The sequence below is a fragment of the Pseudomonas anuradhapurensis genome (assembly GCF_014269225.2).
GTDB classification, from domain to species: Bacteria; Pseudomonadota; Gammaproteobacteria; order Pseudomonadales; family Pseudomonadaceae; genus Aquipseudomonas; species Aquipseudomonas anuradhapurensis.
The window spans coordinates 2,599,414-2,613,119 of the sequence record NZ_CP077097.1; the positions used below are offsets into that span (position 1 = coordinate 2,599,414).

Here is a 13,706-nt window from a genome sequence, read left to right on the forward strand (position 1 = left end):
GCATTACCCGGTTTGAAGGGCTGAGCCGGCCAGCTCGCTGACCTGGCTGTCGTGAAGCCGCCGTACCATCTGGCTATAGCCCACGCCCAGCCCGGCGATCGTCCAGTACACCACTGGGATGAAGGTGATGCTGCTGACGGTGAAGATGATCACCAGGATGCCGGCCAGCGTCGCCAGCAACGCTCGGCCGAGCTGGCGTCGCTCGTCGTCCTTGTCGGGGAAACTGCGCATGGCCTTGCGCAGGCCGAGCAGCACGCTGGCGAAGAACGCCAGGAACAGGCCGAGCCCGACCAGCCCGACCCGCAGCGCCACATTGATGTAGGTGTTGACGATGTCGATGATGCCTTCACCCTGGATCATCGATTGCATTTCCGGGGTATTGCGGAAATCGAACGAGCCGAACAGCGGGTTGCGCTGGATGACGATCCACGCATTGTCCATCAGCCGCTCGCGGTAGGTGATGTTGTCCTTGTCCACGTTGCCGATGTACGGCAGCAGGTCCAGGACCTTGTCGCCACCGGGCACGGCGGTCAGCAGGGGCAGGGCCAGCATGCCGGCCGCAGCCAGCAGTGCCAGGCGCCTGAGCGCACCTTTGCCGAGGGCGACGAATACCACAACGATGACCATGGCCCCGATCCACGGGCCGCGCGACAGCGGCGCGAACAGCCCGGCGGCCAGCAGCAGGGCTCCCATCAAACGCTGCCAGGGGCGGCGTACGTAACCCTGGACGAAGAGGAACAGGCCAATGGCCACGCTCATCACATAACCCAGCACAATGGCCTGCCCGGTGGTGACACTGGCGCGCAGCGAACCGCCGCGGTCCAGGTAGCCGGACATGCTCCATGGCACGCCCATGGCGTCGACCAGGGCACTGTACAGCAGCCAGTGGCGCACATACTCGGCGACACCGATCAGGGCCAGCAGGAAGGAGGCGAGCACGAAGGCCAGCAGGGTGTCCTTGAAATCGCTGATCTGGCGCAGGCCACGGCTGGCCACGTAGTACGGCAGGAGCACGTCGATATACAGGTAAAACGTCTGGCGCAGGGTGTCGGTCAGGGTGGTTTCGCGCAGGTACAGCACGCTCATCAGCAGCAGCTCCGCCGCCAGCAGCCTGTCGGGCCAGGTGCGGCCGAAGCGCAGGGTGTCGCCTTGGCGGCGCAGGGCCAGCGCTGCCGGCAACAGCACGCACACGCTCAACAGGCGGATATGGTTGAGTTCGACCAGGAAGTTGACCAGGCCGAACCCCGGCACCTGCAGCGAAGCCGGCGGGATCAGGAACAGCAGCAGGTAGAACAGCGCCATGGGGTTGTGCTCGCGGCGCCCGGCGATGTACAGGATGACTGCGCCTGCGCCCAGGTACAGCCAGAAACTGTGCGAGAAGAAGGCCAGCAGGGTCAGCAGGAACCACAGGTTGCGCCGGCGCTTGAAGTCGCGCAGCGGGATAAGGTCGCAGGCAGGCCGCCGGGCCAGCAGAAAGACCACGCTAGCCAGGAACAGGATGACGATCAACGCACGCAAATGTTCAGGCATCGGCTATGGGCACCTTTCCCTCGGTGGGCAACGGCTAGCATCGTGGCTAATTGAAACTATAGTGACTTTTTAGTCAGTCAGAGATTGATGTCATGCCGTCGATTGATGTGTCAGCCGCCGCGAGCCTGCGCAAGCGGGCCCTCAAGGCCGGGTCGTGGAACCTGGTCTCGCAGGTGGCGTCACAAGCGATGCGCCTTGGCGGCAATCTGCTCATGGCCCGCCTGCTGGTGCCGGAAATGTTCGGGGTGATGGTCATTGCCAACACCGTTTCGGTACTCCTGCATCTGTTGTCCGATGTCGGCCTGCGGCAGAACATCGTGCAGAGCCAGCGCGGCGATGACCCGCAGTTTCTCAATACCGCCTGGACGGTGCAGATCATCCGCGGCCTGGTGCTGTTCGTCCTGACCGTACTGCTGGCCCTGGCGGCCTGGCTTGCCCAGCGCGCCGAGGTGTGGCCGGCAGATTCCACCTATGCCGAACCCGAGCTGCCGATGGTGCTGGCGGCCACCGCGCTGTCGGCGGTGATCTGGGGTTTCCAGTCCACCAAGATAGATGTGGCTGTGCGCACTTTCCAACAGAAGCGCGTGGCGCTGGTCGACCTGGCCTCGCAAGTGGTCGGCCTGGTGGTGATGCTGGTGCTGGGTTACCTGACCCACTCGGTCTGGGCACTGGTCATCGCCGGCCTGGTGTCGGCCCTGGCCTGGACCCTGTTCGGCCATACTGTTCTCGAGGGGCCGCGCAACCGCCTGCAGTGGGACCGCAGTGCGTTGAACGAATTGATCGTGTTTGGCCGCTGGATCCTGTTGTCGTCGATGGTGGGTGTGCTGGCCATGTACGGTGACCGCATCTGGTTCGGTGCCAGCATGACGACGGCGCAACTGGGGGTCTATTCGATTGCCGTACTCATCCTGGGTGCGGTGCAGACCGCACTGATGAAGATTTTCGGGGCGGTGGCGCTCCCCGCCTTCAGCGAGGCAGCCCGGGCCGGCGACCAGGAGCGCCTGAAGGCGTTGTATCACCGCTTCCGCCTGCTGGTCGACCTGCTGGTACTGTTCATCTGTGGCGGGTTCCTCACTGCCAGCCCGTTGCTGATCGGCTGGATGTACGACGACCGCTACCGTGAAGCTGGCCCGATGCTGGCTATTCTTTCGCTGTCGTTCCTCACATTGCGCTATACCTTGGCACACCAGGTGTGGATTGCCCTGGGCCTGACCAAGTACCAGGCCATCGACAACATCATCCGCCTGGTCTCGCTGTGGGGGCTGCTGCCGTTGTTGCTGATGCTTGGTGGCGTGGACTGGGCGATCTGGGGGGTGGCACTGCACACCCTGCCGACGCTGGTGCTGATCGTGTACGTGAATTGCAAGCTGGATATCTTCAGCCTCAAACGTGAGCTGATGGTGCTGCCGATGCTACTGATCGGCGCGCTTTGCGGGGCGCTGCTGACAGCCTTTTTCAACTGGCTGTGATGCGGCTTGCCGAAAGAGACTTTCAAGGGCACAGGCCGGGCCATGGACAAGTTGACTTTTTGTGCTGGGCAGTTGGGGCGCAGGGGCTTTATCCAGAGTTGTGTCTTGCTGGGCGTCGGCGGGGCAGTGTTCGCTACTGCTACAGCCATTGCCAGCGAACGTGGCGGCAAGCGCGGGCACGTGCTGATCAATGGCTGGGTGTTGCCGTCCCGTTACTTCCGGAACGAGCAAGCATGATCAAGGATTACCAACAGCAGAAGACCCTGCGCGACAGCTACGACGTCTGCATCATCGGCGCTGGCCCGGCCGGCATCACCCTGGCCCTGCGCCTGGCTGCCGCTGGCTGGCGCGTGCTGCTTGCCGAAGGGGGCGGGCGCGAGTATTCATCGCTTTCGCAAGACCTGTATGCCTGCAAGTCCACCGGCCTGGAGCTGTATGCCAAGGAGTCCCGCCTGCGTTACCTGGGTGGCACCTCCAACCACTGGGCAGGCCGTTGCAGGCCGTTCACTGCCTCGGATTTCGCCCTTCCGCCGATCGGTGGCTTGCCTGGCTGGCCGATCCCCTATGCGGAAATTGCCAGCTACCTGCCTGCCGCCATGGACATCGTCGACTTGCCACCTGGGTCGGATTTCGAGGCAATCAACAGCGGGCTCGGTGGCGACGAATTCGAACCGGACCGCTTCCTGCTCAGCCCGCCCACGCGGTTTGCGCAGAAATACGCCGCCGCCCTTGAGCAGACCGACGGCCTGGACGTGTTCATCAACTGCAATTGCGTGGACCTGGAGTACGACGAGGCCACCGGCAGCCTGGCTGCGGTGGTCCTGTCCGATTACCAGCGCAACCGCCAGCGCCTGGTGGCGAGAACCTTCGTGCTGGCCACCGGCGGCATCGAGAATGCCAGGCAACTGCTCAACAGCGAATCGTTGCTGAGTGCGGGCATCGTGAGCAAGGATGGGCTGGTCGGGAGCTGTTTCATGGAGCACCTGAACATCGACCTGGGCACCTTCATCCTCAAGTCGGGGCTGGCCCCGGAGCCACGCGAGTACTTCACCACCGATACCTTCATTGACGCGTACAAGGCCGGCAAGGGCAATGTCAGGGCCGCCCTGTTGGCCGAAGTGCAGACCTACGGGCGCACGGCCGAGGTCAAGAACTTTCTGGAAAACCTGGCCTGCGACATGGGGGTCGCCAGCAAGATCGCCTTCGTCGCCCGGTTCAGTTGCCCCGGCGACGGCCTCATCAGCACCCTGATCGAACAGTTCCCCAACCTGCACAGCCGCATTTCGCTGCTGGACGAGAGGGACGCGCTCGGTGTCGCCAAGGTCAACGTCAACTGGGCCCTGACCGCTGATGACCGGCACACCATCAAGTGCATTGGCAGTGAACTGGCCAAGCAATGGGCCGACACCGACCTGGGTTTCATCAAGCTCAATGACTATGTCTATGACACCTCGATACCGCTGAGGATGTCGCCACATGCCCACCACATGGGCACCACGCGCATGGCGTCCTCCGCACAAACCGGTGTCGTCGACCGCGATTGCAAGGTGTTCGGGATTGCCAACCTGTACATCGCTGGCAGCAGCATCTTCGCAACCGGCGGTGCCTCCAATCCGACCTTGCCGTTGCTGCAGTTTGCCTTGCGCCTGGCCGACCACCTGGATGCCAGGATGAGCGCGGCCAGGGATGCTATGGGGTGATAAACGTTGTGAACGGGTTGAGTGCGTTGCGGTCAGCACCCACAAGAACGAGACCGGATGCGCCTCAGGAACAGTCCAGATTGCTTAGAGTGCGAGGCTGGCAGCATGAAGGGATGGATACGCAAGGCCGTGGCGCAGTTTGTCCATGCAACCGGGCGCGGCAGCTCGTTCTACCGCAGGTTTTGCAGGCCCACAGCGCTCGAGTGGGGCGCGTACCTCAGCCGCTGGGGCAACTTTCATTCGGTGGGCAGCCACTTTCACGCCAACCCAGGCAGCAAGTTCCTCGACCCTTCATTGGTGCGTATCGGCAACAGTGTGGGCCTGGCCGACTGCACACTGATCGGTCATGACGGGGTGGTATTGCTGATCGAGCACCGCTTCGGCAAGCACCTGGATTCGGTCGGCTATATCGACATCAAGGACAACTGCTTCATCGGCCATGGCGCGATCATCATGCCGCGCGTGACCATCGGGCCGGAGTCGATCGTCGCCGCCGGCGCGGTTGTGACCAAGGACGTGCCGCCAGGCACGGTGTTTGGTGGCAACCCGGCAGAATTCATCTGTACCACCGAAGAGTTGATCAAACGGGTCGAGGCACGTTGCGAAGCCTACCCGTGGATCGACCTGGTCAAGCAGCGCAACGGCGCCTATGACCCCGAGCTGGAGCCGCTGCTGATGGCGCAACGGCGCCAGTACTTCTTCGGGGATGGCAGCAATGGCTAGCAAACCGGTCGATGTCCTGGTGGTCAACTTCAACACGGCCGGGCTGCTGCAGCCGATGTTCGATGCGCTGCGCCGGGCCGACGGCGAACGGCTGGCCAACTACCTGGTGGTGGACAACGCCTCGGTGGATGACTCGCTGCAGCGCATGGCCACGGTGTGCCCGCAGGCGCTGTTGCTGAGCAACAAGCACAACGTGGGTTTCGGCCGGGCCAACAACCAGCTGCTGGCGCACCTGCAGGGCAAGTACGCCTTGCTGCTGAACACCGACGCCTTCGTGGCTGCCGACTCCTTGCAGAAGACCCTCGAGTACATGGAGGCGCACCCCGAGTGCGGCGTGCTGGGTGTGCGCCTGGAGGGCCGCGACGGCGATCTGCAGCCCAGTTGCCGCTACTTTCCGACACCGCTCAACGTGTTTGTCGGGCGCACCGGGCTGGGGCGCTTGTTCCCGGGGCTGAAGATGGTCGACGAGATGGACTGGGACCACGCATCGGTGCGCGAATGCGACTGGCTGCCTGGCTGCTTCTACCTGGTGCGCCGCGAAGTGCTCGACCAGGTGGGGCTGTTCGACCCGCGCTACTTTCTCTATTACGAAGAGGTCGACCACTGCAAGCGGGTGAAGGCGGCGGGCTGGAAGGTGGTGTTCTACCCGCACACCACAGTGGTGCACATCGGTGGCGAGAGCTCGCGCTCGGTCGCCGAACTGGAGGCAGCCAGCCGGCAGATCTCGGCGTACCAGATCGAAAGCGAACTGCTGTACTTTCGCAAGCACCACGGCTTGGCCGGGCTGGCCCTGCACATGCTGCTGGTGACCCTCGGCGACCTGGTGCTGGCACTCAAGGCGCTGTTGAAACGACGCGGCTGGGGCGCGATAAGCGCCTGTTGGCGTCACTGCCGGGCGACCTGGTCACTGTTGTTCAAGACCCGGTACGCCAGCCAACCGACAAGGTAGGTGGAGCCATGTTCGAAAATGTACGTGCCGACCTGCGGGCCCATGGGGGCGACTGGGGTGCCCAGGGCTTCTGGGTATTGCTGGTGTACCGCTTCGGCCGCTGGCGCTATGGCGTGCGCCCGGCACCGCTGCGCAAGCTGTTTTCGCTGCTGTACAAAGTGTTGTTCAAATGCGTGCAAATCCTCACCGGCGTGGAGTTGCCGTGCGAAGTGGTGATTGGCCGCAACTTCGTCATCGACCATTTTGGCGGCATCGTGATCAGCGGCTATGCCCGGTTTGGCGATGACTGTCGCATCCGCAACGGCGTGGTGGTGGGCCTGAAGAACGTCAGCGAGCCGATTGCACCGGTGTTCGGCAACAATGTCGATATCGGCAGTGGGGCCAAGGTGCTGGGCAGCATCCGCATTGGCAACAACGTGGTGATCGGTGCCAATGCCGTGGTGCTGGTGGATGTGCCGGACAACTCGCTGGCGGTAGGGGTGCCGGCCACCATCAAGGCCCGGCAAGTGGCCAGCACGGTGCCGGTCGAGTGAAACCCATGGCGAGCGGGATCGGCGTGGTGGTGATTGGCCGCAACGAAGGCCAGCGCCTCGAGCGTTGCTTGCGTTCGCTGATGCATGGCGCGGACCAGGTGCTGTACGTCGACTCGGGGTCTTGCGACGGCTCACCGCAACTGGCTCGCAGCCTGGGGGTGGAGGTGCTGGCGCTGGACATGGGCCAGCCGTTCACCGCCGCCCGCGCGCGCAACGAAGGCTTTGCCGCCTTGCAACAGCTGCTGCCGTCGCTGCGCCTGGTGCAGTTCGTCGACGGCGATTGCGAGGTCGCCGCTGGCTGGCTGGCGGTGGCGCAGGCGTTTCTCGACAGCCACCCCGACGTGGCGGTGGTGTGTGGCCGGCGACGTGAGCGTTTCCCCGAGCGTTCGGTATACAACCTGTTGTGCGAGCTGGAATGGGATACCCCGATCGGTGAGGCCAAGGCCTGTGGTGGCGATGCCCTGATGCGGGCAGATGCGTTTGCCGCTGCCGGCGGCTTCTGCGCCGGGCTGATCGCTGGCGAAGAGCCTGAGCTGTGCGTCCGCCTGCGCGCCCAGGGGTGGAAAATCTGGCGTCTGGACGCCGAGATGACCCTGCACGACGCCGCCATCAGCCGTTTCAGTCAATGGTGGCGGCGCAGCCTGCGCGCCGGCCATGCCTACGCAGAAGGGGCTTACCTGCATGGGCGGGCGCCCGAGCGGCACTGGCTGCGCGAATCGCGCCGCGCCTGGGTCTGGGGCCTGGGCATCCCCGTGGCGACGTTGCTGGCCTGCCTGGCATTGGGCAGCTGGGGCCTGCTGTTGCTGCTGGTCTACCCGCTGCAGGTCGTGCGCCTGGCCCGCCGCGGTGGCAGGTCGGCGCGGCAGAACTGGCTGCAGGCAGTGTTCCTGGTGTTGGGCAAGTTCCCGGAAATGCTCGGGCAGCTGCGGTTCCTGCAGCAGCGCTTCGTGGCCGGCACGCCGGCCTTGATCGAATACAAGCAAGAGGGACCATGGATGCTTGGCACGATCGTGAAAAGCGTGTTCACCCTGCAACCGGGCTACTCGTTGCGGGCGTTGAACAACAAGTACCGGTTGATGGGTCAGATTGCCCGGCAATGGCCGCAACTGAACGCCTTTGTGCAGCGCATGAGGTTGGCCCTGGGCGAGGCGCGCTGGCGACGGCTGGGCGTGGATTGCATCGGCGTGGTGCAGTGGCCCTACATCAGCAGATGCTGGGAAGCACCCCAGCGCCTGGAGGTGGTGGCCTCGCACTTCGAGGTGGTGGCCGGGCAGTTTCCGGCCCTGTTGCTGCTGGAACGGACAGCCAGCCAGGTAGTGTGCGAGCTGTCCAATTATTCCCCCGGCTGCCGCCTGGTGCTCGACCGGCCGATCTGGTTCAAGCGGGAAGGCGAGTTGGTGCTGAACCTGTTCCGCAACGACCTGCGCGTCGCCTCCCTGGCATTCACCTTGTGCCGCAGCCAGGGCGAGCTGTGCCTGTTCATCGGTGCCGTGCAGGGCATTCACAAGGGCGTCGACAGCGCAACCTCGCTGGCCATCTACCGCGACCTGACCAAGGACTTCGAGGGGCTGCGCCCGCGCAGCCTGCTGCTCGAAGCGCTGAAGTGCCTGGCCAGGACCTTGTGCGTGGTGCATCTGTATGCCGTCCGGGATGCCTGCCGCCACCACCGGCACGCGTATTTCGGCCATGACAAGGGCGAGGACCTGGTCGCCAACTATGATGCGATCTGGCAGGAGCACGGCGCCATTGCCAGCGAGCGTGCAGATTTTTTTGCCCTGCCAATGGCTCCGGCACAACGGGCGAACGAGGACATCCCGAGCAAGAAACGGGCGATGTACCGCCGTCGCCAGGTACTGCTCGAGGATGTTTTCGCGCGTTTGCAGGCGGCTTTGGCAGGCAACGGTCACAACCTTGGGCTACAAGAGAAGCAGGGGGATGCACCTGACCAAGGGGCATCGGCGGGGCGCCAGCCGCCGGTAGTCGACAGCCTGGAGTGACAGCTGAGGCTACTGCGGCGGGTCAGAAGGTTCATCATGCGGGTCTTGATCTGGATTTCTATGCGCATTGCCTATTTCATCAACCAGTACCCGAAAGTCAGCCACAGTTTCATCCGTCGCGAGATCCTCGCGCTGGAGCGGCAGGGGCTTACGGTGCAACGTATTGCCTTGCGCGGCTGGGACGCCGAGCTGCAGGACGCCGAAGACGCGATGGAACGTAGCAACACCCGCTATGTGTTGCAAAGCGGCATCAAGGGTTTGCTGCAACCCACCTGGCAAGTGCTGCGCAGGCAGCCACGGCGCTTCTGCCGCGCGCTGTGGCTGGCCATGCGCCTGGGCTTGCGGGCCGATCGCGGCTGGCCCTACCACCTGGTCTACCTGGCCGAGGCCTGCCAGCTGCTGCAATGGTTGCATGCCGGCGAGGCGCAACATGTGCACGCGCATTTCGGTACCAACTCCACCGAGGTGGTGATGCTGGCCCATGTATTGGGCGGGCCGGCCTACAGCTTTACCGTGCACGGCCCGGAAGAATTCGACAAAGCACAGTTGCTGCACCTCGGCGAGAAGGTGCAGCGCGCCGCTTTTGTCGTGGCGGTCAGTTCGTACGGGCGCAGCCAGCTGTTCCGCTGGGTGGCACACGACCAGTGGGCCAAGGTGAAGGTGGTGCATTGTGGCCTCGAGCGCAGTTTCCACGATGTGGCGCCAGCCAGCGTACCGGCGGCGCTGCGCCTGGTGTGCGTAGGGCGCTTGTGTGAACAGAAAGGCCAGTTGTTGTTGCTTGAAGCAGCACGGCTACTGGCGGCACGGCCAATCAGCTTCGAGCTGGTGCTGGCCGGTGACGGCGACATGCGCGGGCAGATCGAGGCATTGATTGCCCGCTACGGCTTGCAGCAGCACGTGCGTATCACCGGCTGGATCAGCAGCGCGCAGGTGCGTGGGGAAATCCTGGCCGCCCGCGCGTTGGTGCTGCCCAGCTTCGCCGAGGGTTTGCCGGTGGTGATCATGGAAGCCATGGCGTTGCGCCGGCCGGTGCTGACCACCTATGTGGCAGGCATTCCCGAGCTGGTGCAGCCGGGCGAGAATGGCTGGTTGTTTCCCGCCGGCGCGGTGGACGAACTGGCGACAGCCATGGCCGAGTGCCTGGCGCAACCTGTCGAAGTGCTGCAGCGGATGGGCGAGGCGGCCCGCCAACGTGTGCTGCAACGGCATGATATCGACACCGAGGCGGCCCGGCTGGCCAGCTATTTCAAGGCATCCGCATGATAAGTGTATTGGCTTGGTTTCTCGGCCTGCTGGCGATCATCGTCCTGCTACCGGTGCTGTTGCTGTTGCTGCAAGTGCTGCTGGCTTGCCTGCCCAGGCCGGTACAGCCGTTCGCCAGCAGCAGGCGTGCGCAGGTGGCTGTACTGGTGCCAGCCCATGACGAAGCTTCGATCATCCGCGCCACGCTGGCGAGCATCACCCCACAATTGCAGCCTGGCGACCGCCTGCTGGTGGTGGCCGACAACTGTACCGACGATACCGCGCAACTGGCGCGCGAGGCCGGCGCCGAGGTCGTGGAGCGGCACGATCTGCACCTGCGTGGCAAGGGTTACGCCTTGGACTTTGGCGTGCGGCACCTGGCGCGCCAGCCGCCCGAGGTAGTGATCGTGGTGGATGCCGATTGCCGGGTGGGCGAGGGTGCGATCGAACGCCTGGCGCTGCGCTGCCAGCAAGTCGCCCGCCCGGTCCAGGCGTTGTACCTGACCCATGCCCCGGCGGGGGCCGGGCCGAAAGTGCAAGTCGCTGAATTCGCCTGGCGGGTCAAGAACCTGGTCCGCCCACGTGGCTGGTCCCGGTTGGGCCTGCCGTGCCAGTTGATGGGCGCCGGCATGGCGTTCGGCTGGCATGACCTGGCCCTGGTCGACCTGGCCAATGGTCACCTGGTGGAGGATGTGAAGCTGGGCCTGGACCTGTGCCAGCAAGGCAAGCCGCCGATCTTCTGCCCCGAGGCCTTGGTCACCAGCCAGTTCCCAGCTAACGAGCAAGGCCTGAACAGCCAGCGCACCCGCTGGGAGCATGGCCACCTGGGGCTGATGCTGAGCGATGCGCCCAGGCGCGCGCTGGCCGCCCTCAAGCACGGTAACGGCAGCTTGCTGGCCATGACCCTGGACTTGCTGGTGCCGCCCTTGGCCTTGCTGGTGCTGGCTCTGGTCGCGGTCAACCTGCTGGCCTGGCTGGCCTACCTGCTGTTCGGCGTGGCGGCACCGGCATGGATCGCCCTGTGCGGGTTGGCCTTGCTCGGCCTGGCGGTCGCGCTGGCGTGGGCGCGTTTCTGTCGCGAACTGATCCCGTTTTCCGTGCTGCTGTACGCGCCGTTCTACGCGGCAAGGAAAGTCCCCATGTACCTCGGGTTCCTGATCAAGCGCCAGGTTGACTGGGTTCGTTCGAAACGGGATGACGACTGATGGCCGCCTGGCTGACACGCTGGGACAGCATCATCGGCAAGCTTGAAACGGTGGCCGACGACGCTGCAACGCAGCGCCTGCTCGAGCGCCTCGCCGTTGCGCAAGCGCCAACGGTGCTGGGTTTCGTCAATGCCCATGCGATGAACCTGGTGGTACGCGATCGCGCCTACAGCCAGGCATTGTCGGCGGCCGACGTGCTGCTGCGCGACGGTGCCGGCATGGCGATGCTGTATCGTCACCTCGGCCTCGAGCCCGGCCGCAACATGAATGGCACCGACTTTATTCCCCAGCTGATGGCTGCCTACCGCGGGCGGCGGGTGGCCTTCTGGGGGACCCGGCAACCGTACCTGGACCAGGCCGTGCAACGCTGCGCGGCATTGTTCGGGGTGCTGCCGGTGTCGGTTCACGATGGCTTTGCCAGCATCGAAACCTATCTGCAACTGGCCAGGGAGCGGCAACCGGAGTTGATCGTGCTGGGCATGGGCATGCCCAGGCAGGAGGCCGTGGCGGCGCGGCTGGTGGCCACTGGCGGGCCGTGCCTGATCGTCTGCGGCGGGGCCATCCTGGACTTTCTCGGTGGCAAGGTCAGCCGCGCACCGAAGTGGCTGCGAGGGTTGGGGGGGGAGTGGCTGTACCGGCTGTCGCGTGAACCCAAGCGCCTGTTCACCCGTTATGTGGTGGGCAACCCGTTGTTCCTGCTGCGTACCCTGCTGTACCGCCGCAGCAAAGGCGCAGGCAGGCTCGCCCGGTAGGCCGGCTGGAAGGTACGCCAGCGGCGTTGCCGGCACACTGGTGGCGGTTGGCTGCTACAGTGAGAGCAAGGGTCGTGGGCGGCACGATCCTGTTTCGCTGGCTTTGCATATGGGCCGTTTTCAAGGCTTGCGGTTGGATCAAAGGCACTTGCTGCGCTCGAATTGAAGAGGTCTGAAATGGTCTTCGAACCCAGGAGCAGTCGTTCCTTGCTTCAGCGAAGAAGCAGCGTCAGCAACGCCATCCAGGCCGGCCTCGATGGCATCGCAGTCACCGGCATCGCCTGGTATCTGATCTACGACCAGTTTGGCTATATCACCTCCGACTACGTGATCATGCTGCTGTTGCTGGTTGGCGCGCTGGCAGTCATCTACGACCACTATGCGATCTACCGCACCAACGTCGGGCTTTCCATCAAGGCTTTCCGGCTGTTCAAGGCGTGGTCGGCGACCTTTTGCTTCCTGGTGGTCATGGCCTTCCTGACCAAACAGAGCGAAACCTATTCGCGGCTGCTGGTCGTGCAGCTGTTCATCATCGGCTACATCGCCCAGCTGTTTCTGCACTTTGCCGTGCGCGAGCTGCAAAAGCGCTTTAGCGCGCATGCACGCCTGGACAATGCCCTGATCATCGGCGCCGGTGACCTGGCCAACTTTCTCTACCAGAAAATCAGCAACAACCCCTGGTTCGGCGAACGTGTGCTGGGTTGCGTGCTGATCGACAAACTCGACGAGCCGGGGCGCGAGGGTGCCGAAGGCAAGCCACGCCTGCCGGTGCTGGGGCAGATTGCCGAGCTGGACGAGATCGTCGCCCGGCACGCCATCCGCACGGTGTACCTGGTGACGCCGCTAGGCGGTTCCGAGGTGATCAACGATGTGTACTTCAAGCTGCTCGACAAGTGCATTGCGGTGAACTGGGTGCCGGATATCTTCTCCTTGCGCCTGATCAACCACAGCGTGCGGGAAATCGCCGGCATCCCGGTGCTGACCTTGTCGGAAACCCCCTTGACCGGCATGAGCCTGTTCCTGAAGAACCTCGAAGACCGGGTGTTGGCGGCGCTGATCCTGCTGCTGGCATCGCCGTTGCTGCTTGCCGTGGCGCTGGCGATCAAGCTCGATAGCCGCGGCCCGGTGTTCTTTCGCCAGGAGCGCACCGGCTGGACCGGGGAAGCGTTCCGTATCTGGAAGTTCAGGAGCATGCACGTGCACCAGCCGGAGCAGGGCGTGATCCGCCAGGCGCAGCGCAATGACCCGCGGCTGACACGGGTCGGTGCCTTTATCCGCCGCACCAGCCTGGATGAGTTGCCGCAGTTGTTCAATGTGCTGACCGGCGAAATGTCGCTGGTCGGGCCACGGCCGCATGCCTTGCAACATGACACGCTGTATTCGCAGGACATCGTCGATTACTTCGCCCGCCACAACATCAAGCCAGGCATGACCGGCCTGGCCCAGGTGCGCGGGTTCCGCGGCGAGACCAAGGATATCGAGCAGATGATCCAGCGGGTCGACTCGGACATCGAATACATCAACAACTGGTCGCTGTGGCTGGATTTCGTGATCCTGGTACGCACGCTGAACGCGTTTACCGGCAAGCAGGCTTATTGAGCTGGCT

At 64.0% G+C, this 13,706-nt stretch carries 12 protein-coding genes and 1 pseudogene; 12 read left to right on the forward strand and 1 reads right to left on the reverse strand.

Annotated features, from left to right (window positions below; all coding sequences use genetic code 11):
* Positions 1-3 precede the first annotated feature (3 nt).
* Positions 4-1,530 carry an O-antigen ligase family protein gene (locus HU763_RS12120; RefSeq protein WP_186690326.1) on the reverse strand — a complete coding sequence of 509 codons (1,527 nt, stop codon included), beginning with the start codon at positions 1,528-1,530 and terminating at the stop codon, positions 4-6.
* Positions 1,531-1,622: 92 nt separating this feature from the next.
* Between HU763_RS12120 and HU763_RS12125 the strand changes: the two genes are divergently transcribed.
* The 12 genes and pseudogenes from HU763_RS12125 to HU763_RS12180 all read left to right on the forward strand — a co-directional run bounded on the left by HU763_RS12125 (position 1,623) and on the right by HU763_RS12180 (position 13,699).
* Positions 1,623-2,999, forward strand: coding sequence for an oligosaccharide flippase family protein (locus tag HU763_RS12125; RefSeq protein ID WP_186690324.1), 1,377 nt, complete (start codon positions 1,623-1,625; stop codon positions 2,997-2,999).
* A 42-nt stretch (positions 3,000-3,041) separates the two neighbouring features.
* A complete protein-coding gene (locus HU763_RS12130) occupies positions 3,042-3,236 on the forward strand; it encodes a hypothetical protein (protein ID WP_170030022.1) in 195 nt (64 codons plus the stop codon).
* Complete coding sequence (locus tag HU763_RS12135; protein ID WP_186690322.1) at positions 3,233-4,699, forward strand: FAD-dependent oxidoreductase; 1,467 nt, start codon at positions 3,233-3,235, stop codon at positions 4,697-4,699. The genes HU763_RS12130 and HU763_RS12135 overlap by 4 nt, the downstream gene beginning before the upstream one ends.
* A gap of 105 nt (positions 4,700-4,804) precedes the next feature.
* On the forward strand, positions 4,805-5,422 hold the full coding sequence (locus tag HU763_RS12140) for an acyltransferase (protein ID WP_186690320.1): 618 nt from the start codon (positions 4,805-4,807) through the stop codon (positions 5,420-5,422).
* On the forward strand, positions 5,415-6,371 hold the full coding sequence (locus HU763_RS12145) for a glycosyltransferase family 2 protein (protein WP_186690319.1): 957 nt from the start codon (positions 5,415-5,417) through the stop codon (positions 6,369-6,371). The genes HU763_RS12140 and HU763_RS12145 overlap by 8 nt, the downstream gene beginning before the upstream one ends.
* Before the next feature lie 8 nt (positions 6,372-6,379).
* Positions 6,380-6,904 carry a serine O-acetyltransferase gene (locus tag HU763_RS12150; protein ID WP_186690317.1) on the forward strand — a complete coding sequence of 175 codons (525 nt, stop codon included), beginning with the start codon at positions 6,380-6,382 and terminating at the stop codon, positions 6,902-6,904.
* A gap of 5 nt (positions 6,905-6,909) precedes the next feature.
* Positions 6,910-7,884 (forward strand): annotated as a pseudogene (locus HU763_RS12155) (glycosyltransferase family 2 protein); the annotation flags it as partial.
* Positions 7,885-7,899: 15 nt separating this feature from the next.
* Positions 7,900-8,901 carry a VirK/YbjX family protein gene (locus tag HU763_RS12160; RefSeq protein WP_186690379.1) on the forward strand — a complete coding sequence of 334 codons (1,002 nt, stop codon included), beginning with the start codon at positions 7,900-7,902 and terminating at the stop codon, positions 8,899-8,901.
* Between the two features lie 60 nt (positions 8,902-8,961).
* On the forward strand, positions 8,962-10,164 hold the full coding sequence (locus HU763_RS12165) for a glycosyltransferase family 4 protein (RefSeq protein ID WP_170034182.1): 1,203 nt from the start codon (positions 8,962-8,964) through the stop codon (positions 10,162-10,164).
* Positions 10,161-11,348 (forward strand): glycosyltransferase family 2 protein, encoded by a 1,188-nt coding sequence (locus HU763_RS12170; protein WP_186690315.1) that lies wholly within the window; start codon positions 10,161-10,163, stop codon positions 11,346-11,348. The genes HU763_RS12165 and HU763_RS12170 overlap by 4 nt, the downstream gene beginning before the upstream one ends.
* Complete coding sequence (locus tag HU763_RS12175) at positions 11,348-12,100, forward strand: WecB/TagA/CpsF family glycosyltransferase (protein WP_170030010.1); 753 nt, start codon at positions 11,348-11,350, stop codon at positions 12,098-12,100. The genes HU763_RS12170 and HU763_RS12175 overlap by 1 nt, the downstream gene beginning before the upstream one ends.
* A 177-nt stretch (positions 12,101-12,277) precedes the next feature.
* The gene (locus HU763_RS12180; protein ID WP_186690313.1) at positions 12,278-13,699 is read left to right on the forward strand and encodes an undecaprenyl-phosphate glucose phosphotransferase; all 1,422 of its coding nucleotides are present in this window, start codon (positions 12,278-12,280) and stop codon (positions 13,697-13,699) included.
* The last annotated feature ends 7 nt before the right edge of the window (positions 13,700-13,706 follow it).

Bases quoted from the DNA above. Each gene is read 5' to 3' on its own strand.
- HU763_RS12120 (WP_186690326.1), bottom strand. From the start codon at position 1,530: ATGCCTGAACATTTGCGTGCGTTGATCGTCATCCTGTTCCTGGCTAGC.
- HU763_RS12125 (WP_186690324.1), top strand. From the start codon at position 1,623: ATGCCGTCGATTGATGTGTCAGCCGCCGCGAGCCTGCGCAAGCGGGCC.
- HU763_RS12130 (WP_170030022.1), top strand. From the start codon at position 3,042: ATGGACAAGTTGACTTTTTGTGCTGGGCAGTTGGGGCGCAGGGGCTTT.
- HU763_RS12135 (WP_186690322.1), top strand. From the start codon at position 3,233: ATGATCAAGGATTACCAACAGCAGAAGACCCTGCGCGACAGCTACGAC.
- HU763_RS12140 (WP_186690320.1), top strand. From the start codon at position 4,805: ATGAAGGGATGGATACGCAAGGCCGTGGCGCAGTTTGTCCATGCAACC.
- HU763_RS12145 (WP_186690319.1), top strand. From the start codon at position 5,415: ATGGCTAGCAAACCGGTCGATGTCCTGGTGGTCAACTTCAACACGGCC.
- HU763_RS12150 (WP_186690317.1), top strand. From the start codon at position 6,380: ATGTTCGAAAATGTACGTGCCGACCTGCGGGCCCATGGGGGCGACTGG.
- HU763_RS12160 (WP_186690379.1), top strand. From the start codon at position 7,900: ATGCTTGGCACGATCGTGAAAAGCGTGTTCACCCTGCAACCGGGCTAC.
- HU763_RS12165 (WP_170034182.1), top strand. From the start codon at position 8,962: ATGCGCATTGCCTATTTCATCAACCAGTACCCGAAAGTCAGCCACAGT.
- HU763_RS12170 (WP_186690315.1), top strand. From the start codon at position 10,161: ATGATAAGTGTATTGGCTTGGTTTCTCGGCCTGCTGGCGATCATCGTC.
- HU763_RS12175 (WP_170030010.1), top strand. From the start codon at position 11,348: ATGGCCGCCTGGCTGACACGCTGGGACAGCATCATCGGCAAGCTTGAA.
- HU763_RS12180 (WP_186690313.1), top strand. From the start codon at position 12,278: ATGGTCTTCGAACCCAGGAGCAGTCGTTCCTTGCTTCAGCGAAGAAGC.